The sequence below is a fragment of the Microcystis flos-aquae FACHB-1344 genome, assembly GCF_014698375.1.
Taxonomy (GTDB): domain Bacteria; phylum Cyanobacteriota; class Cyanobacteriia; order Cyanobacteriales; family Microcystaceae; genus Microcystis; species Microcystis aeruginosa.
In genome coordinates, this window is the sequence record NZ_JACJSW010000138.1 from 27,306 (window position 1) to 47,689 (window position 20,384).

15 protein-coding genes and 1 pseudogene are annotated in these 20,384 nt (G+C 41.9%); 6 read left to right on the forward strand and 10 right to left on the reverse strand.

Annotated elements, in window-relative coordinates:
* Positions 1–123: 123 nt before the first annotated feature.
* Positions 124–1,308: an NAD(P)H-quinone oxidoreductase subunit H gene (locus H6G48_RS12150; RefSeq protein ID WP_002760089.1), complete on the reverse strand. Its 1,185-nt coding sequence runs from the start codon at positions 1,306–1,308 to the stop codon at positions 124–126.
* 486 nt (positions 1,309–1,794) lie between these two features.
* Between H6G48_RS12150 and pruA the strand changes: the two genes are divergently transcribed.
* Positions 1,795–4,764 carry an L-glutamate gamma-semialdehyde dehydrogenase gene (gene pruA / locus H6G48_RS12155; protein WP_190721948.1) on the forward strand — a complete coding sequence of 990 codons (2,970 nt, stop codon included), beginning with the start codon at positions 1,795–1,797 and terminating at the stop codon, positions 4,762–4,764.
* A gap of 444 nt (positions 4,765–5,208) precedes the next feature.
* On the forward strand, positions 5,209–6,843 hold the full coding sequence (locus H6G48_RS12160) for an alpha-D-glucose phosphate-specific phosphoglucomutase (protein ID WP_190721950.1): 1,635 nt from the start codon (positions 5,209–5,211) through the stop codon (positions 6,841–6,843).
* Between the two features lie 68 nt (positions 6,844–6,911).
* On the opposite strand, the gene H6G48_RS12165 is transcribed toward H6G48_RS12160, so the two are convergent.
* The 6 genes and pseudogenes from H6G48_RS12165 to H6G48_RS12190 form a co-directional block, all read right to left on the reverse strand.
* On the reverse strand, positions 6,912–7,322 hold the full coding sequence (locus H6G48_RS12165) for a tellurite resistance TerB family protein (RefSeq protein WP_052276002.1): 411 nt from the start codon (positions 7,320–7,322) through the stop codon (positions 6,912–6,914).
* On the reverse strand, positions 7,312–8,664 hold the full coding sequence (locus H6G48_RS12170; RefSeq protein ID WP_190721952.1) for a 16S rRNA (cytosine(967)-C(5))-methyltransferase: 1,353 nt from the start codon (positions 8,662–8,664) through the stop codon (positions 7,312–7,314). Before H6G48_RS12170 ends, H6G48_RS12165 begins: the two co-directional genes overlap by 11 nt.
* Positions 8,665–8,669: 5 nt before the next feature.
* Positions 8,670–9,254 carry an alpha/beta hydrolase gene (locus H6G48_RS12175; protein ID WP_341275499.1) on the reverse strand — a complete coding sequence of 195 codons (585 nt, stop codon included), beginning with the start codon at positions 9,252–9,254 and terminating at the stop codon, positions 8,670–8,672.
* A gap of 217 nt (positions 9,255–9,471) precedes the next feature.
* Positions 9,472–9,983: pseudogene (locus tag H6G48_RS12180) on the reverse strand (IS1-like element transposase); the annotation flags it as partial.
* Positions 9,984–10,238: 255 nt separating this feature from the next.
* Positions 10,239–11,138, reverse strand: coding sequence for a hypothetical protein (locus H6G48_RS12185; RefSeq protein ID WP_190721954.1), 900 nt, complete (start codon positions 11,136–11,138; stop codon positions 10,239–10,241).
* Complete coding sequence (locus H6G48_RS12190; RefSeq protein ID WP_149977646.1) at positions 11,125–11,376, reverse strand: hypothetical protein; 252 nt, start codon at positions 11,374–11,376, stop codon at positions 11,125–11,127. Before H6G48_RS12190 ends, H6G48_RS12185 begins: the two co-directional genes overlap by 14 nt.
* Before the next feature lie 663 nt (positions 11,377–12,039).
* On the opposite strand from H6G48_RS12190, the gene H6G48_RS12195 reads away from it, so the two are divergent.
* The gene (locus H6G48_RS12195; protein ID WP_190721956.1) at positions 12,040–13,296 is read left to right on the forward strand and encodes an AAA-like domain-containing protein; all 1,257 of its coding nucleotides are present in this window, start codon (positions 12,040–12,042) and stop codon (positions 13,294–13,296) included.
* A gap of 176 nt (positions 13,297–13,472) precedes the next feature.
* Positions 13,473–15,731 (forward strand): AAA-like domain-containing protein, encoded by a 2,259-nt coding sequence (locus tag H6G48_RS12200; protein ID WP_190721958.1) that lies wholly within the window; start codon positions 13,473–13,475, stop codon positions 15,729–15,731.
* Positions 15,732–15,742: 11 nt separating this feature from the next.
* Here H6G48_RS12200 and H6G48_RS12205 read toward each other — a convergent pair whose 3' ends face one another.
* The 3 genes from H6G48_RS12205 to clpS are packed head-to-tail and all read right to left on the reverse strand — an operon-like array spanning position 15,743 to position 18,423.
* Positions 15,743–17,260, reverse strand: coding sequence for an ammonium transporter (locus H6G48_RS12205; RefSeq protein ID WP_190721960.1), 1,518 nt, complete (start codon positions 17,258–17,260; stop codon positions 15,743–15,745).
* Between the two features lie 52 nt (positions 17,261–17,312).
* A complete protein-coding gene (locus H6G48_RS12210) occupies positions 17,313–18,143 on the reverse strand; it encodes a CPBP family intramembrane glutamic endopeptidase (RefSeq protein WP_190721962.1) in 831 nt (276 codons plus the stop codon).
* Positions 18,136–18,423, reverse strand: coding sequence for an ATP-dependent Clp protease adapter ClpS (clpS, locus tag H6G48_RS12215; RefSeq protein WP_002738526.1), 288 nt, complete (start codon positions 18,421–18,423; stop codon positions 18,136–18,138). The genes H6G48_RS12210 and clpS overlap by 8 nt, the downstream gene beginning before the upstream one ends.
* A 198-nt stretch (positions 18,424–18,621) precedes the next feature.
* On the opposite strand from clpS, the gene H6G48_RS12220 reads away from it, so the two are divergent.
* Both H6G48_RS12220 and H6G48_RS12225 read left to right on the forward strand, forming a co-directional pair.
* A complete protein-coding gene (locus H6G48_RS12220; RefSeq protein ID WP_190721964.1) occupies positions 18,622–19,122 on the forward strand; it encodes a hypothetical protein in 501 nt (166 codons plus the stop codon).
* 23 nt (positions 19,123–19,145) lie between these two features.
* A complete protein-coding gene (locus tag H6G48_RS12225) occupies positions 19,146–20,327 on the forward strand; it encodes an NB-ARC domain-containing protein (RefSeq protein WP_341275498.1) in 1,182 nt (393 codons plus the stop codon).
* Positions 20,328–20,384 lie beyond the last annotated feature (57 nt).

Sequence of the window (20,384 nt, forward strand, 5' to 3'; positions counted from 1 at the left end):
GTAGGGTTGGGGGGGTTGCCTCTTGCCTCATCTCAACAGGCAATTTAAATTACGAACAGCTTTTTTTATAAGACTGGACCAAAACGAGGGTGAGTTAATAAGATAACCCACCCTGAAAGAGATTTAGCGATCGACTGACCCCATAATAATATCAATACTGCCTAAAATCGCCATAATATCGGCAACTTTTACCCCTTTGAGGATATGAGGCAGAATTTGAAGATTATTAAAATCGGCGGCCCGAATTTTCCAACGCCAAGGGAAAACATCATCATTACCGACGATAAAGATACCTAATTCCCCTTTACCACTTTCCAAGCGCACATAATGTTCACCTTTAGGAATCTTAAAAGTGGGGGCGACTTTTTTGGCGATATACTGATAGTCAAAATCATTCCAAGCTGATTTTTTCCCTTCTGCCATCCGTTTTGCTTCCAGATTTTCGTAGGGACCACCGGGTAAACCTTTCAGTGCTTGCCGGATAATTTTCACCGATTCGCGCATTTCCCGAATCCGCACCAGATAACGAGCAAAACAATCGCCGGCAGTTTCCCAATGCACTTCCCAGTCAAAATCGTCGTAACACTCGTAATGGTCAACTTTTCTTAAATCCCATTTCACCCCAGAAGCGCGCAACATCGGACCGGATAAACCCCAGTTAATCGCTTCATCTCTGGTAATGCAGCCTATCCCTTCAATACGACGGCGGAAAATCGGGTTATTAGTGATTAATTTCTCGTATTCGTCCACTTTGGGGTCAAAATAGTCACAGAAATCCACGCACTTATCCACCCATCCGTAGGGTAAATCTACCGCCACGCCACCAATACGGAAATAATTATTATTAATTAACCGCATTCCCGTGGCAGCTTCCCAGAGGTCATAAATCATCTCCCGTTCCCGGAAAATGTAGAAAAAGGGAGTTTGTGCGCCTACATCCGCCATAAAGGGGCCTAACCAGAGTAAATGGTTAGCGATGCGGTTGAGTTCCAACATAATCACCCGGATATATTGCGCTCGTTTGGGAACGGCGATATCGGCTAATTTTTCGGGAGCATTGACCGTAATCGCCTCATTAAACATCCCTGCGGCGTAATCCCAACGACTAACGTAGGGAACGTACATGACATTAGTGCGATTTTCGGCAATTTTTTCCATGCCCCGATGAAGATAACCGATTACGGGTTCACAGTCAATCACGTCTTCCCCGTCAAGGGTGACGATTAAGCGCAAAACACCGTGCATCGAAGGGTGATGGGGTCCCATGTTTAAAACCATGGGTTCTGTTCTCGTTTCAATTTTTGCCATAGGGCTACCGATGATCCCGAAAATCTTTTTAAAGTTATTATAGGTAAACGCTTCGACAATACACAAGGACTATCGGGTATCAGTGATCAGTAATCAGTGATCAGTAATCAGTAATCAGTGATCAGTAGTCAGTAGTCAGGATTTAGGAGATTATTTTTATTTATTCTCCCCATTTCCCCACTACCCCACTACCCCACTACCCCACTACCCCACTACCCCACTACCCCACTACCCCACTACCCCACCTCCCCACTTCCCCACACCCCACACCCCCACTTCCCCGCTTGATCGAGTACAATAGAGTGTTCAGCAAAAGCGATCAGCTATTAGCTTTGATTAGTCCTTCGGTAAGAATATAAACCAGAGAAAAGAGCCATTAAGAGCGGCAATCAGCTGAAAAAGCTCAAAAACTGAATTTTAGGCTGAAGGCTGACGGTAGCTTGCTGAAAGCTGAATCCCGTTGATAATTTTTTTACTTGAATCACCGTGGTTATCCAAATCGACTCAACTCAAAACTACGAAACCAAAACCCAAGAGATCGCTAGACAACTTTTAGCCGAAACTCGGGAAAAAAAAGGTCTTTGGTCTGCTTTACAGGATCAAATGCGTTGGGATGATAAATTACTCGATTGGGCAATGTCTAACCCCAATTTACGAGTACAATTATTCCGTTTTATTGACTGTTTACCCGCTTTACGCAGTAATGCCGAGATCGCTAATCATCTCCAACAATACCTCGGTGATGCTTCCGTAGAACTGCCCAGTGCGCTGAAAAGTATCCTCAACTTTAGTGATCCTAACTCCCTACCGGCTCAAACGGCCGCCAGTCTGATCAGTAAATCCGTAGAAACCTTAGCTCGTAAGTATATCGCCGGGGAAGACCTAGAGCAAATTACTCGCACTGTCACCCGTCTGCGGAAGGAAAAAATGGCTTTTACCATAGATCTCCTCGGTGAAGCGGTAATTACTGAAGCGGAAACCCAAGTTTATCTACAAAGTTATCTCGATTTAATGACCCATTTGGCTCAAGAAGCGAGCAAATGGAATAAAGTTAGCCAAATTGATGAAGCGGACGGCGACTTATTACCACAAGTGCAGGTTTCTGTCAAGCTAACTGCCTTTTATTCTCAGTTTGATCCCATGGATCCGATTGGTAGTAAGGAAAAAGTTTGCGATCGCATTCGCCTACTGTTGCGACGCGCTCAGGAGTTAGGGGTGGCAGTCCATTTTGATATGGAACAGTACGTTTATAAAAACCTCACCCTGGCTATCCTGAAAGAATTACTCCTAGAAGAAGAATTTCGCAGTCGTACCGATATTGGCATCACCCTACAGGCATATTTAAGAGATTCTGCCCAAGATTTACAAGATTTAATTAATTGGGCCAAAAAGCGCGGTTATCCCGTTACTGTCCGGCTAGTCAAAGGCGCTTACTGGGATCAGGAAACGATTAAATCTCGGCAAAATCACTGGCCACAGCCGGTATATAACGAAAAATCGGCCACAGATGCCAATTATGAGCGGATGACGCGGTTATTATTGGAAAATCATCAATATTTATACGCCGCCATCGGTAGTCATAACGTGCGATCGCAAGCCTTGGCCTGTGCGATCGCAGAAAGTTTAGAAATTCCCCGTCGTCGCTTTGAAATGCAGGTATTGTACGGCATGGGCGACCAATTAGCCAAAGCCTTAGTGAAGCGGGGTCATCGGGTGCGGGTTTATTCCCCCTACGGACAACTCTTACCCGGTATGGCCTACCTAATCCGCCGTTTATTAGAAAATACCGCTAATAGTTCCTTCCTACGGCAAAATTTGGAGGATCGTCCCGTGGAAGATTTAATCGCAGCCCCCCGGGTTTTAGGCCAGGATAACCCGATTATCCCCGGTTTTCCTAATGCCGCCGATACAGATTATGCCAACGAGCAATTACGAAATAAAGCGAGTCAAGCCCTTACTTTTGTCAAAAATTCCCTCGGTAAGACCTATTTACCCCTAATTAACGGCGAATACGTCACCACCAATGTTCAAATTAATTCCGTTAATCCCTGTAACCCGCAGGAAATAGTGGGGAAAGTAGGCTTAATTGAGGTGGAACAGGCAGAAAAAGCGATCATAGCGGCGAAACAGGCTTTTCCCGCTTGGAAACGCACCCCAGTGGCTAAAAGAGCCGAAATACTGCGAAAAGCGGCGGATTTGATGGAAGCGCGACGACACGAGTTATCGGCCTGGATTTGTTTGGAAGTGGGCAAAGTTATCCAACAGGCGGATCCGGAAGTGTCAGAAGCGATCGATTTTTGCCGTTATTACGCCTCCGAGATGGAAAGACTGGATTTAGGGCATAATTTCGACGTAGCAGGCGAAAATAATCGTTATTCCTACCAACCCCGGGGTATTGCTTTAGTGATTTCTCCCTGGAATTTCCCCCTAGCCATTGCGGTGGGGATGACAGTAGCAGCTTTAGTAGCAGGTAACTGCACGCTATTGAAACCTGCCGAGACTTCCTCGGTAATTACGGCGAAATTTGCCGAGATTCTCCTAGAAGCGGGTATTCCTGCCGGAGTCTTCCAATATATCCCGGGTAAAGGTTCGCAAGTGGGGGCGCATTTAGTTAGCCATCCCGATGTTCACCTAATCGCCTTCACCGGTTCACGAGAAGTGGGCTGTCGCATCTATACAGATGCCTCCATCGTGCAAAAGGGTCAAAAACACCTAAAACGAGTTATCGCCGAAATGGGCGGCAAAAATGCCCTAATTGTCGATGAGAGTGCCGATTTAGATCAGGCCGTTGTCGGTGCGGTTAAGTCCGCTTTTGGCTACACCGGCCAGAAATGTTCGGCCTGTTCGCGGATAATCGTTCTGGAAAGCGTCTATGATAGCTTTGTTGATCGCTTTGTCGAGGCTACCGGGTCCCTCAATATCGGGCCGACGGATTTACCGAGTACGGAAGTAGGACCGGTTATCGACGAGAAAGCTCAAGCAAGAATTCGGGAATACATCGAAACTGGTAAAAAAGAGGCAGAATTGGCTCTAGAAATGCCAATTCCAGAAGTGGGTTACTTCGTCAGTCCCACCGTCTTTAAAAATGTTCCCCCTGATGCGGTAATAGCGATGGAGGAAATTTTTGGTCCAGTGGTGGCGATTATCAAAGTGAGCAATTTCGAGGAAGCTTTAGCTGTAGCTAACGGAACCGACTATGCTTTAACCGGTGGCTTATATTCTCGCACTCCTGCCCATATTAACCGAGCTACGCAGGAATTTGAAGTAGGAAACCTCTATATTAACCGGGGAATCACCGGCGCGATTGTCTCCCGTCAACCCTTCGGGGGTTTCAAGATGTCGGGGGTAGGTTCCAAAGCAGGGGGTCCCGATTATCTGCTGCAATTCCTCGAACCTCGTCACATCAGCGAGAATATTCAACGTCAGGGATTTGCACCGATTGAAGGGGCCGATTAAGCGATATAGCCAAAATTGGCGATTATTGGGGGTTTATACCCCCAAATCGGGTTAAATTATCGGCTAAGACTAAATCCAGTTATTAAAAACTGATTATTTATTCTCCGTTTTGCCTTCTGCATGAGTAGAAAACGGGTTTCTCCGAGAAACCCGTTTTCTGTGCGTTACTCAACGGATTTAGTATCAGGAGTCGGTCGTCAGGAGTCAGTATTCAGGAGACTATTTTTATTTGTTTTCCCTTCCCCCCACTTCCCTATCTCCCCACTCCCCTATCTCCCCCCGCAACGCGCACGAAGTGGTCTCCCCACTCTCCTAGACTTTTTAAACAAGATTTAGTATGACAGGGGACTCCCCAGCTGTTGTCTTTCCTAGCTGATTTCTTGGCTGTCAACCTACTGCTATATACTTAAGTTGACAATTGCCTCAGCCTATCAAGAAAAGACTATGACGATTGAAACCGTTGCCACAAAACCCTTTAGTGACCAAAAACCGGGGACTTCCGGACTACGAAAATCCGTTCCCGTTTTTCAACAACCCCATTATCTGGAAAATTTTATTCAAGCTATCTTCAATACTTTAGACGGTATCGAGGGTCAAACCCTAGTTGTCGGTGGAGATGGTCGTTATTATAACCGTCAAGCTATTCAAACTATCCTGAAAATCGCCGCCGCTAACGGTATCGGTAGAATACTCGTGGGAACCGATGGTATTGTCTCCACTCCCGCTATTTCTGGGTTAATTCGTGAAAATAACGCTTTTGGCGGTATTGTTCTCTCCGCTAGTCATAACCCCGGCGGTCCGGAGGGCGATTTTGGCATTAAGTACAATATTACTAACGGCGGACCGGCCCCGGAAAATATCACCGATGCAATTTATGCCGAGACTAAGGTGATTAGCAGTTATAAAATCCTCTCAGGGGCCGATATTAATCTCGATCGCCCCAGTTCCTTTAAACTGGGAACTATGGATGTGGAAGTGATCGATGCGGTCACTCCCTATGTCAAAATGATGGAAAAGATTTTTGATTTCGATCGCATTCAGACCCTACTCACTTCTGGTAAGTTTAAAATGTGCATGGATTCTCTCCATGCGGTGACAGGTCCCTACGCTTATGCCATATTTGAACAGCGTTTAGGCGCGCCCAAAGGTACAGTATTAAATGGTATTCCCCTAGAGGATTTTGGTGGTGGTCATCCCGATCCTAACCTAGTCTATGCCCATGATCTGGTAGAAATTCTCTTCGGTCAAGAGGCTCCGGATTTTGGGGCTGCTTCCGATGGAGATGGCGATCGCAATATGATCCTCGGTCGGAATTTTTTTGTCACCCCCAGTGATAGTTTAGCTGTACTAACAGCCAACGCTCATCTAGTACCGGGCTATCAAAATGGTATCACGGGAGTAGCGCGATCGATGCCCACCAGTGCGGCGGCCGATCGCGTAGCGGCTAAACTGGGAATTGACTGTTATGAAACTCCCACCGGTTGGAAATTCTTCGGTAATTTGTTGGATGCGGGGAAAGCAACCCTTTGCGGTGAGGAAAGTTTCGGCACGGGTTCCAATCATATTCGCGAAAAAGATGGTTTATGGGCGGTTCTTTTCTGGTTAAATATTTTGGCAGTTAAAGGGGAATCTGTAGAGGAAATTGTTCGCAGTCATTGGCAAGAATTTGGTCGTAATTTCTATTCTCGTCATGATTATGAAGAAGTCGCCTTAGAACCGGCAAAAGAGATGATGGCACGTCTCCAGAAGTTGGTTTTAGACCTTAAGGGTAAACAATTTGGTAACTATGAAGTGGAATATGCCGATGATTTTAGCTATACGGATCCCGTGGATGGTAGTGTGAGTAAAAATCAAGGCATTCGCATTGGTTTTACCGATGGTTCTCGGATTATTTATCGTCTATCGGGTACGGGAACTAAAGGAGCAACTCTTCGGGTTTATCTAGAAAGTTATGAACCGGACGCAAGTAAACACGATATCGACACCCAAAAGGCCCTACAACCCTTAATTGATTTAGCCGAAGAAATCGGTCAAATTCGTCAATCTACCGGACGGGAACAACCCACAGTTATTACCTAAAATCTAGGGATCAGCTATCAGTTTTTATCGGGGAAATTTTTGACCTGCTCATCACTGATAGCTACTCCTTAATTACTTTCAGTAATTGCTTTGTGGTACAATTTCTGAATTCCCGTCACTAATTTATCTAACATCGATCGATGGCTATCATGAGTCGGATCAAAACTCTGCACTTTGGTTAATAATTTTGCTTCCTGTACGTCCACGTCGTCATCGCTATAGATTAAAGTGCTAATCGATGTTAGTAGATCTTGATAGATTTCTGGACTAGGATTGTCGCCTAAATAGGACTCTAACCATCGATAACATTCACTGGTTTTAACTGGTTTTAGTTCCGATAATAGTGGTTTAATCTCCGGATCATCATCAAGTTTTTCCCTCACAGCTACCTGTCGTAAATAATTTCTTTCTGATGGTTGAATGACACCATCAATCCAAGCAACACCGATGAGAATTTTCAGTAATTGTTTATTTTTCATCCCACACTTCCTTGACTAACTTAGCCATAAAAAAACCGTCTTGATTATGCCGATGGGGTAACACTTCGATCGCTCCCGTTTCTGTATAGTATTCTGAGAAGCATGAATTAGAGTCAGGAGTGGCCATTTTCCAATCGGGATGAGCGGCTAAAAACTGCTCGATCACTCTTTCATTTTCTAACGGATCGAGAGTACAGGTGGCATAAACTAAGATTCCCTTCGGTTTTACCCAAGTGGCAGCCGAGGCTAAAAGTTCCCCCTGTCGTTTGGCTAGTACAGGTAAATTTTCGGGTGTTTGTCGCCAACGTATATCAGGACGCTTGTGCAGGGTTCCCAATCCTGAACAGGGAGCATCGATTAGTACACGATCGGCGATGCCGTGCCACTGGGGACGATCGCGACTATCCCCTAGATGTATTTCGATCGCTTTTAAGTCTAATCTTTTAATATTGGCTTCTAACTGTCGTAAACGGGATGCCGTTTGATCACAGGCTAATATTCTACCTCGATCGCCCATTAATTCGGCAATATGAGTGGTTTTTCCCCCCGGTGCCGCACAAGCGTCGATAATTGTCTCTCCGGGCTGGGGATCGAGGAGATAAGTGACTAATTGGGCGCTAATATCCTGTAGGGTGTAATTTCCGGCTCGAAATCCCTCTAAACGCTCAATATTGCCTAAACCAGAGGTTAAACGGCAAGCTAGAGGTAACTTAAGATAATTAAAAGTTATATTGGCTGATTCTAACTCATTTTCTAGGGCTTCTAGGCTAGTTTTCAGGGGATTAATCCGAATATCGAGGTCAGGAGAGCGATTAAACCATTGACACAGTTGTTCCGTTTCCGTAACACTAAAGCGATCTAACCACAATTGCACCAACCAATCGGGGAAACTGTGGAGAATACCCAATCTAGAAGCGGTATTTTCCGGTAAAAGTAAAGGATCGTCGCCATTAGCAGTTAAACGGAGATATTGCCGCAGCATTCCGTTAACCACCGCCGCTAATTTGCCTAAATGACTGATTTTAGTTAATTCTACCGCCGTATTCACCGCCGCCGATGGGGGAATCTGGGATAGATAACGCAGTTGATAAAGACCAATATGGAGAATTCGCCGTAAATCCGGGGGTTGCTGGGCCGCAGTTTTTTTCCCCAGGCGATCGAGCAGCGCATCCAAGGTTCTTTGTCGGCGTATTATACCATAAACAATCTCCGTTGTCAAGGCTTTGTCAAGACAATTTAAGGAACTAGCGGACAAATGGCGATCAAGAGCGCGATCGGGATAGGCGGAGGAGCGATCGATATCCCGTAAAATCAGCAAAGCCAGCTGACGAGCATTATTCATGCAGTTTATAGACGATTGCGGAGGAATTGGCGTAAAATAGTCAGTGCCGGAATCGGGATTTCGTGACCCATATTTAACTCGTGATATTCGACGTTAACCCCTAAACCAAGCAGTAAATCTCTGGCTTGACGAGCAGCAGCGATAGGAACGACGGGATCCTGCTTACCATGAACAATTAAGACATTTTGTGGGCCTTGGGGATGGGGTTCACCGTGCAGATAACCACTCAAGGAACCCAATCCCGCCAAGGGTAAAGATAAACCCACATCCAGCGTCATCGCTCCCCCTTGGGAAAAACCGGTCAAAAAAGTCCGCTCTAGGGGAATACCGGTAGTTGCTTCTAGGGAAATAATCCAATCGTGCAATTGTTGACGACTAGGGACTAAACCTTGATAATCGGAGGTTTCTAAAGCATACCAGGCGCGTCCCCCCGGCACTTGGGGATGATCGAAGGGAGCATTAGGAAACAAAAATTGACAATCAGCTAGATCCAGCATCGATGCAAGGGGGGCCAGATCCATGGCATCTGCACCCCAACCGTGCAGCATGATCACTAGATAGCGAGCGGGATTTTCCGGGGAAGGGGGAATGACAATCGGGTTAAAAGACAGAGTTTTTTCCTCGCAATTCTTTTTTTTCTCTATTCTATAGCGGTTTTCCCCGGGGTGAGATGGGTGTTGGGGAGTCTTTTCAGTGATCAGCTTCTGAAGGCAAAAGGCACTCATGCAAAAGGCAGCTTTAATCTCCCAACTCCGGCGCTCCCAACTCCCATCACCCCACACCCCACACCCTGTCCCCAGGAAAAACTTTTTCAGCATACCCTAAATAGCAACCAATAATTTCCCTTGTCTTTCTATCAATTAACCGCCAAATCTAAACCTTTATCGTCTTAGAAAAAACCCAAGACCACATCTCATCACATTCTCTAAACAATTTACCTTTTGGTTTGTCCGAAACCTTTACTTGACGGGGAACAGCCGCCAGTTTATTGTTGACATAATTTTGTAAACATGACCAACTTACCCCTGTTACTCTCGCAATTCCTCGCAAGGAAATTCGTTCGAGCAAGAGTTGATCAATTAATTGTTTGGTTTCGTCAGAGACGGTTTTATTAGTGGGATTGATCACCAACGGTTGACCACATTCTTTACCTTGACGTTTGGGTTTTCCATTATGAATAGAACCATTCTTGATAGTATGGTGAGAACCACAACGCTTGACAGGGGAATAGAGGTGAAGGGGGTATTTTGTTCGGTGCTAGACTGATATTTGAGTAAGCCAGACAGGAGCCAGAAAAAGATATTTATTATAAAAGTCATGCTCAAGCTAGAGGTTTAAAGACTGAGCGGGTTGCAATTATTTTTATTAATAAATATTTTACACAATTCATACCAGGTAAGCAAGAGGGCTACGCCACTACTACCGAATCATTACCACATCGGTTACTTTTTTTCTGGTTCAGATGGCGAGAATTGTCAGGAAAAGTCAACCCATCACTCCCGCTCAAGGATTTTTATCGATTCCAGTTAATCGATTAGAGACAGTACAAGTGTATTTAATTAACTGGCCGACGTTTAATTTATCCTACTATTCCCCTGTTCTATGTCTCGTAGTCTTTCTAAAATTTCTGATTTATCCGAGTCATTTCTAATTTTCGAGTCATTTCTAATTTTATTGATCTCTTCATAAGTAACCTCCATAATATCAAATAATAACCATATTAATCTTTCTCTCTTATCCTCGTCACTAAATTTTTCCCCGATGATAGCGTTTAATTTTCCTTGATATTTCTCTTGCGTTTCTTTTAGTGTAAAAAATCTACCAATTAATTCTTGGATGTATTCCTGAATAGTAACTATTTTAAAATAAAATCCAGACTTGATAGACATATATAGGCTGGTTTTCTTGTTTCCCAATTTCTTTTGGAAAGGCTCAATAATAGATGCTTGAAATTGTTTGTACAACCCTAATATCTTTTTGATCAGACTGGAGACAGGATTAATTGTTGATAAGCTAAATCCACCCATTACTTGGTCGATTTGTTCTAAATTAGGGTTTAAGGAACTAATAATAAAACCAAAGACCAGAGCAATGATTAAACCAACATATACATTATCCTCGATCGAGCTTAATAGAGAAAATATAAACTGAAGAAAAAGGTATAAAAGTATTGATACAAAAATTTTGACAATTAATAAAAAACTGAAAGTCTTTAAAAAATCCTTTTTTAAATCGGGAAATAAATGACGAATCCTAAAAGCTGAGAAATAGGTACTTCCAGTTTCAACTGCTACTCCAATAATTATCGCAGTCACCACAAAAAGCCACCGATCTTCTCCCAGAAGTTTCCGTATTTCGCTAAAAAGATCGGTGGCGGCGGTTGTCTGAGAATCTACCAAAAATAGGTAATGGGTGAATGAACTGAAAAAAGGAAACTTATCTAATTCCGTTAGAACCTGACTACAAAATACCATTTACCCTGAGCCAACGAGTTTTCCAAGTGGGAGTAAAGATTTTGTAGCTTTCTTCTTTATTGACTTTGATATAGCCTTTGTCCGCTAGTTTTTCTAATTTGTCTTGTAAGTTAGCTTCTCCAATTCTATCTGTTTCAATTTCAAAGCTCAAGACAGTGGCAGCATTAACTTTGAGTAAATCAGATAAAAGAGACTTCTCCGCGGAGGTTAAATAATTGGTATCAGTTGTTTTAGCCATAAAATTCCAATAAATTTAGGAATGTTGCTGAGGGGTATAAACCAAATTAGATAAAACGTCAATCAAGTCAGATGGACAGGAGCCTAGTTCATGACTGTACTGATTATAGTATAGGATTATGCCCACCAGTTACTTTTTGGTGAAAAATGTTCACAATCTTACATTATGGGCGCAAGCAGTTCGATCAACTTACTGACCACGTTGCGCCCCTACATTTATTGACCTAGTCCTCCTCTACAAATATTTTGATCGCCTGAACAATAAGCTCAAGAGTATCGATAAATTTAGTTGATTTTACTTGTTCTTGGACATTATCTCCCCAGAAAGGGAGCAATAGGCCTAGGGTGATGAAAGCTATAGATAGGCATTTTTTCAGGGAACGCATGGTGGTTGCCTCAGAATTTCTTTTGTACTTTTGTACTCTTAGTGTCGGCTATCAAAGCATGAGTCTATGAATAGAAATCCTGATATACAAATTATATTTGTCTGACTTTTATTTGAAGACTAAGTTGTATCTGAATCTATAGGTTCTCATAGAACAATTTAAAATGTCTGAGATATGTCTGAGTTTTTTGTGATACGTTTGAGTAAATGTCTGAGATACGTTTGATTTATTTGAGATAAGATTAGGTTGTCATTAATTTTTCAATAATCTTCACGGTTATGGGGCGATCGCTTAAAGTAAAATCGGAATATATCCCTAGAGTCAAACAAGCAGTTAAACGCAATAATTTCGCAACTCAACAGCTGCTTGCTGAGGAGTTAGGGTTGGCAAAATCGACTCTTAGCCTTTTTCTTAACGGTAAACCGATTAGTAATCTCAATTTTTTTGAAATTTGTCAAAAATTAGCCCTTGATTATCAAGAAATCGCTGACTGGGATGAGTTGGAGGAAACAGCTGCTGCCACGTCTGAGGATGAGGGAGAAAACCGGGCCGCGGATTTTTCCAAGTATATTGAACGTCCTCCAGTGGAACAGCTTTGTCTGGAGACGGTGAGTCAAGCAGGTTCATTATTGCGGATTAAATCAGCCAAGGGGATGGGTAAAACCCTATTAGTCGATAGAATTTTGATTCAAGTTGACAAAAGACAGTATAAAACCGTCAGTTTGAGTTTTTTACAAGCAAGCAAAGGAATTCTCGGCGATTTAGACCGATTGCTCTCTTGGTTTGCTTTGATTATTTCCAAGAAATTAGGATTAGCAGCTCTCTTTCAGGAAAAATGGCAAGAAGGATTAGGACTTTATAGCTGTACTGCCTATTTTGAAGACCATTTGCTCAAAAAGCTGGATAAACCCCTAATTTTAGTTTTAGAGGAGATAGATAGTCTCTTTACCTATACCAGCGTTGCCGACGATTTCCTTAGTTTATTTCGTCTTTGGCACGAGGAGGCAAAAAATAATAATACTTGGCAAAAGTTACACTTAATTATCACCTATTCCACAGAAAATTATGTTCCTGCTGACCTGAATAAATCTCCTTTCAATGTAGGAACAGAAATCCTGTTACCTGATTTTACTCTAGAACAGGTCTTGACTCTAGCCAATAAATATCAGGCTAACTTGGGAGAAGATGAACTGCAAAGAATAATTAATCTTGTCGGGGGACATCCCTATTTAATCCAAAAAGCGATTTATGGGATTACCCAAAAACAACTGTCTTTAGCAGATTTTTTAGAGACAGCAGCCACGGAAGCGGGAATTTATGGGGATCATTTGCGAGGACATTTGCTAAACTTACAAGAACATCCAAACCTAGCAGCAGGAATGAAAAAGGTTGTAGAGTCCTCTTCTCCCGTTGATTTAGGTGCAACAATTAATTGGCAACTTCATAGTTTAGGATTAGTAACCTTTGTGCAGAATGCTGTTCAACCCCGTTATCCACTATACAGCGACTATTTTAGGTATCGCCTATCCTCCTAAAATCCAATATATTGAGTTAAACTGTTGTACATCTAAATCTAATATTCGTTTTCACCTGTTCCCCGTTCCCCCATCGAACCCAGAACTTTAAATGCGGACTAGCTTAGGCACAGATAACCTTTGATTAAATTATTCATCGAACTTAACCAATCAGACAAATTGCTAATTTTAATCCTATGGCGACCAATTTTTATCATATTGGAGGCAGCGTCCCCCTAAATGCACCTAGTTATATCAAGCGGGAAGCAGATGATCTATTTTATAACTATCTAAAAAATGGACAGTATTGCTATGTGTTAAATTCCCGTCAAATGGGAAAATCAAGTTTGTGGGTACAGACACAAAAACGACTGCAAGAGGATAATATTGATTGTGCTACCATTGATTTGAGTGGTATAGGAAAAAACATATCCGAAGATATTTGGTATCGAGTATTATTTGAGCAACTGGTTAAACGATTTGATCTTTCTATTCGGGGAAAAGAGCAAACTTGGTGGGATGAACGAGCCTATAAATCAGCTATTAATCGTCTTGATGAATTTGTTGAAGAAATTCTCTTAAGGGAAGTATCCCGACCTATTGTTATCTGTTTCGATGAAATTGATAGCGTTCTGAGTTTAAATTTTTCCACAGATGATTTCTTTGCTTGGCTGCGTAGCTGTCATGAAGAACGTCCTCATAATGGGGATTACCAACGTCTAACCTTTTGTATGTTGGGGGTAGCGGCAGTTTCTAACTTTATTCGAGATAATAATCGTAGTCCTTTTAATATTGGTCAAGATATTCGATTATCTGGATTTACTATAAAGGATGCCAGAAAACTTGCCGAGGGATTGCAGGACAAAGTTATCGCACCGGAACGGGTTTTAGAGGAGGTTATAGAATGGACAGGTGGACAACCGTTTTTAACTCAAAAAATTTGTCATTTAATCTCCACATCTCGCCCTGGATTTGGCAAGGAATCCCCAGCAACCTCGATTAATGTCGGCGATTTTATCCAGTCGCAAGTAATTAGTAACTGGGTATCTCAAGATAGTCCAGAACACCTAAAAACTATTCGGAATCGTTTATTAAATAAGCGTGTCACGGGTAGAAGAATGCTGAAGCTTTACCTAGAAATTTTAAAAAATGGTGAAATTACCGATGATGGTAGTCTTGATCAAATAGAATTACGCTTAACGGGATTGGTAGTTCAAGACCGACAAAAGTTAAAAGTTTATAATAAGATTTATAGAAATGTTTTTAATGAAACTTGGGTGACAACGGAATTAAATAAAATCCCTCCATACATTGAAAAGTACGAAGTTTGGTTAAATTCAGGGGAAGATGCCACTAAACTTCTTTATGATCAAGATTTAGCAGAAGCTTTAACTTGGAGTAAAAATCAAGACCTTAATGAGTCAGAAAAGCGTTTTTTAGAGTTAAGTGAAATCGCAGCCAAACGAAAAGCACAGATAGCACGTCAAGGGGAAGCATATCAACTGGCTGAAAAACAATTAACGCCCAAATTTGAGGAGAATCAACGAGCAGCTTTAATTGAGGAAACTTTAGCTTGGACGGGTGGTAACTTGGAGTTAACGGAAATAGTTATCGGTTTGCTAATCGACAATAAAAATGAGTTGCGTGAAGGAAAAGAAAAACCAGTAATTGAACAATTGATTCAGAAAAATATTGTAGAAAATTGGTTACAAAATAAAGCGGCAGCCCATCTCCATAAAATACAAAACAGTCTCTTAACTCCTGATAAAAATGTTAGGTCAACATTAGAAATTTATCAAGACATTTTGCAGGGGAGAGTCTTTGCTGATAACAAACCAGAAAAATTGGCACTTCAGCAAGCAGAATTAGTGATTAAAAATGATGAGTATCTAGAAGTTACCAATCGAATTTATAAAGAAGTATTTAATTTTAAATGGGTTAGACAGGAATTAGAAAAATTAGTTGATGTGGAGAATTCTCCTGCTGGTTTAACTAAAATATTATCTCTCTTGGCACTATTAGGCTTTCTTGGATTTACTTTCTTGTCATTCAAGACTCCTGAAAAGACTCCTAATGTCGTGGTGACACCCCCACCATCACCTAGTATTCCAGAAATTTGTGCTAAACGAGATGAGAATATTACCTTAAAAGAGAATATTCAACAACTGCAAGACTTGAAAAGGAAACAAGGTGATCAGTTTCCTGAAAAGTGTGGGACTCAATTAACTGAATTAAAGTTAATTCAGCAAGCAGTAGGACTAGCTAAAAATAATTTTGTCGCTGATGTGCCGGGTAGAGAAGGTGGTTTTGAAATTTTGTGCAAAATCCCCCCAACTTCTGATAACTTTAAAGAAGCTCAATCTTGGGCAAAAAGTTGGCATAATGACAGATATTGGAAATCGCGCATCGATCGAGCTTTGCAAGATAATCCAGATTGCCAAAAACTTATTGAATAAACATTAATTTTTCAATCACTAAATACCCCATCACTACCCGTTAACTCATCGGATAATGATACTCGGATTCCTTCTCTTCCCCGTGACCAAACTAGAGAGAATAGGTCAGAAACATTGAAGGATTGACTCCTGACAACAGGAGAAAAATTAACCTGTGGATTCTTTTGACGCAAAACAAATACTTGCATATAATAGAGGATATTGCCAATCATTAGCCAGAGAATTAAACTAAAAATAAAAGTAAATGCCATGACTACAATCCATCCAAAAAATTGAAAAGCGACTTGAGATAGCCAATTATCCTGTGCGGCTCCACGGGCGAATTCTCCCGCACCTTTGGTACTAAAGAAACCCACCGCCATTGTTCCCCAAAAACCACAAAAAAGATGTACTGGAATTGCTCCCACTGGATCATCAATTACTTTAGTTTTAATTAAAAATTCTTCTCCTAATAAGACAATAATGCCACTAATGCCACCAATGATAATAGCTGATCTGATATCAACATAACCTGATGATGCCGTGATCCCCACTAACCCACCTAAAATGCCATTAATAATTGTGGATAAACTGGCCTTGCGACCGATTAAAGGATTAAGAATTAATGCCAAAACTCCCCCAGCGGCAGCGGCAATCATCGTGGTAGTAATTGCCATAGGGACATTATCCAAATTTACCGCCGAACCACCATTAAAACCAAACCATCCTAACCAAAGAATGAAACAACCAAGGGTTGCAAATCCTAACTGATGGGGTGCAAAATTTCCTCTTTCTTTTTCTTCATAACTATCGGTTTTGCGATTATAACCAAAACGTCCATCTCTCGGTTTTAGCAACCAAGCACCCACTAATCCGGCCATTCCTCCCACCGAATGCACCACCGTTGAACCGGCAAAATCTCGAAACTTAAATAAGTTATATAACCATCCTTCCGATGACCAAATCCAATGTCCTGTCAGAGAATAAGAAAAAGCAACTAAAACGAAACTAAATAGCAAAAATGCCCAAAATTTAACCCTTTCTGCCACTGCTCCCGATACAATGGTCGCCGCAGTTCCCGCAAAAGTTAATTGAAAGAAAAATAAAGTGGCAATTGAACGACCTGTCCACAGTTCTTGGAATTGACTGTATTGATTATTAGGGGTTAAAATTTCCAAGAAAAATCCTGTATCACCAGAGAAACTATTCCCTAGTGCTGATGTATTGCCAAACATTAAACCGAAACCAAACATCCAATAAGCCAAGGCAGAAACACAGAAGACAATTAGGTTTTTAGCTAAGACATTAGTGGCGTTATTAGTACGACAAAAACCCGTTTCCAGCATGGCAAAACCCGCATTCATAAAGAATACTAACGAGCCGGCTATTAACATCCAGAGATTAGCAACTAAATCCAGAGTAGAATTATTTAAATCTTGTGCTGTGACTTTGCCTACACCGATCAACAGCATGACGATAAGAGAGAAACAAAAAGATAGGATATTACGCAAACGCGGGCGATATTCTAGAAAAGATAATAATCGATTCATCGGCTATAACTCTCATGGGCAATTTCCCCTTTATAGTAATTGATTTAATCCCCTATCGTTCACTCAAAACTGCTTTTTTTCTTGTCCAGATAGCGAGAATTGTCAGGAAAAGTAAACCCATCACTCCCGCTAAAGGATTTTTATCGATTCCAGTTAACCAATCGGGAACAGTACCAGTGTATTTAATTAACTGACCCACATTTAATATATAGTATGCCCAGACTAAACCCGCGTGCAGACCGATACTTTTACCCAAACTACCACCACAGGCGCGTTTTGCCCAACCGAGAATTAATCCTAGCAAGACTAAGGCAGGAAATTGGGGAAAAGTGCGGATAATTTCGGCTAAAGGTTTAATAAAGTGGGTAAGAGCGAAAATTAAGGCACTAATCACTAGAGCGATAGCGGGACGATAATCCTTTTCTAATTCTCCCAGTAACCAGCCCCGAAATAGTAATTCTTCCGCAAAACCCACCGCTAAAGCGACTAAAAACCCCTCCAGGATGATTTTGCTGATTTGGGGATTTGCGGGTAAGAAATTTAACCAACCTAGGAACGCTTGGGACAGAAAAAGCGAGAAAGTGAAAAATAGACCGATCGCCAAGCCGTTAATTAACTCGATAGGCGTTTTTCTTCGCCAAATCAACCCATAATCGGCTAATCCCTCATCGCCATAAATTATCCGTCCCCACCAATGGGATAACCCCAAAAATTCCAGATAGAGAACAGAAAGGGTCAAAATTGAGACAAGATTGGCATTAGTGGCAAAAAAGTGATAGAGGGGAAGTGCGATCGGCAACCAGAGAAAAAGTAAGAGCAAAATAAAAATTCCCAGTCGCAGGGGGACTGGGTAAGTGGCAATTACCCGCAATCTTTTATTCATCGGGTTCGATACTGCTGGTTAAACCTTTATTTTTCAAGGTTTCACAGTAAAATTCCGCGTGTTCTTGGATGCAGGTAATCACCAAGGCCGTACCATTAGTGTGCGCTTCCATCATGATATCGACTGCTTGGGGTTGCGTCATACCGGCGATCGTTTGCATTAAACTCTGAACCACATACTCCATCGAGTTAAAGTCGTCATTGTGGAGTAAAACGCGATAACGCGGTGCTGGTTTACGGATTGTCGCTGTGGAACGCTTTTCGATGACTTCTGTGGACACCGTGTCTCTCCTTTGAATCTATATCACAAATAAAGGTCAATTACTAATGATCATAATCAAAATTTCCAGATTGAGCTAGGCTTTTTCAGCGATCCGTGAGGGGTTGGGTGTTGGGGAGTGGGGGACAGCCACAGGAATGACATTTCTAGATGGATAGATCATAATTAAATTAACCCTGTAATTTAACCTTATTTCTCTATGTCTGCTGGCGAATTACAAAATCTCGATAAAAATATTCAACGCTTAAAAGAACAATTAGCGGGAATCCGCGATGCGTGGACAGGTGCGCGTCCAGAAGATAAAGTTCTTTTGCAGCAACGCATAAACGATAAGCGCACAGAAATTAAAAAATTTGAACGAGAAAAATGGGATTTAATCGCCAGCGAGAGTCAAGAATCGTCCTTTCCTGATGCCGAGGTAATGGTAGCAGAAATTGTCACAGAATTGACGGCAATTACCGCAGAACCACCCCCTGAACTTGCTTCTGTACAAATCTTAGAATCATTAAACCAAATTCTGGCTAAACTCAATCAACCAGAGCGATCAGCAGCAGCCAAATTAAAAGCGGCCCTATCTACTATACCCCCTTTTGTTTCCCTGACCTACGAAGCGGAATTAGATACTGAGTCAACTTTTAAGCGTTATTTTCCCACATTTAATCTTGCGATCGCAGGGGTGATAAATCGGCTAAAAAAGTAAGTATTCCCTCTATCCCTAGTAATGTGGGCAAAAGTACGGTTAATTTTGTCGGGAGGGAAGATGAGTTAACCTTAATTCATCAGCAATTGCAAACAGAACAAGGGGTGATTGTTTGTGCAGTGGAAGGGTTAGGGGGAATAGGAAAAACCGCTTTAGCTTTGGAATATGCGAAACGATACCAACAGGAATACGCGGCACAATATTGGTTATCCTTGCGACTATCGGGTTTAGCAGAAGAAATAGTTAAATTAGCTGGTCCCTATCTATCTTTACCAGAAATATTGAAAAAAGAATCTTTAGAAAAACAAGTGGACTGGTATTGGCAAAATTGGCTACCTCAGCAGGGAAAATTATTATTAATTCTCGATGATGTCCCCAATATCGACCGAATTCCCGATCGAATGTTACCAAAAGATTCTAGGATTAAGATATTAGTCACCACTAGGGAAAGGTGTCTTAGTACGGAATTTCAGTCTATAGCTTTAGATGTTTTACCCTTAGATAAATGTGTGGAATTATTAACCAAAATTGTTGGTACTGCTAAAGTTGAGCAAGAAAAAGCTTTAGTAGAACAGATTTGTCATGAAATTTTAGGACGCTTAACCTTAGCAGTGGAGTTAGTGGGGGAATATTTAGCGAAAAATCGTCATTTAAAGTTTAGCCATTTACGCGATAAATTAAATTTAGCTCATACTGCTTTAACCAAGGAAAGAAACCACAGAGATTATGGACATTTAGGGGTAGCAGCCGCAATTAAAATCAGTTGGGATGATTTAAGTTCTGCTGTTCAAAAAGTGGCAATGCTGTTGAGTTTATTCGCACCGGTGGCTATTGCTTGGACGTTGCTAGAAGATACGGCAAAATCCACGGAAATTACCGAAAGCGAACTAGAAGAAGCGCGGGGACAATTGGATAATTCTCATCTGATGCAACCCGTGGATGAGGACTATTCTTTTTATCGGATTCATCCCCTCGTGAGAGAATTTTTTCAACGGCAATTACAGGAAATTCCTAAGATAAATTCTCTTTATCGATGCGCTTTTGTGGAAACTTTGTTAACCATTGCCGAAAATATCCCGCAAACCCCCACAAGGGAGATTATTGCAGCGGTAACTCCCGCAATTCCCCATCTGCAACTTGTCAGTCAAATTCAAGGGGTGACAAGGCGACTAAAAGGCTTGCTGGATAAGGCGCATAGCCGTTAGACCCCTAGAAAAATCGGGGTGTTTTCCTGGCTTGAGGCGGATCAAAGAAAAGGCGAG